We start from the raw sequence: 248 nt of genomic DNA, 5'->3' as shown, positions 1-248 counted from the left end.
GGGTAAAGACGCTAAGTTCTCTATCAAAGTGAACAAAGTTGAAGCTCGTGAGCTTCCAGAGCTTACTGACGAGTTCGTTGCTAAGTTCGGTGTTGAAGAAGGCGGTGTTGACGCACTTAAAGCTGAAGTACGCAAGAACATGGAGCGTGAACTTAAGCAAGCTGTTAAGACTCGCATCAAAGATCAAGCAATCGACGGCCTTGCTAAAGAAAACGACATCACTGTTCCTTCTGCTCTTATCGAGCAAG

Annotated in this window: 1 pseudogene; it reads left to right on the top strand. The window is 45.6% G+C overall.

What is annotated here, in order from left to right:
- Positions 1–248 (top strand): annotated as a pseudogene (locus AB4585_RS24055) (trigger factor); the annotation flags it as partial.

It is taken from the genome of Vibrio sp. 10N.222.49.C9 (genome assembly GCF_041474985.1).
Lineage (GTDB): Bacteria > Pseudomonadota > Gammaproteobacteria > Enterobacterales > Vibrionaceae > Vibrio > Vibrio crassostreae_C.
Note: the sequence above shows the minus strand (reverse complement) of the source record. Positions and strands in the feature narration are given on the sequence as shown.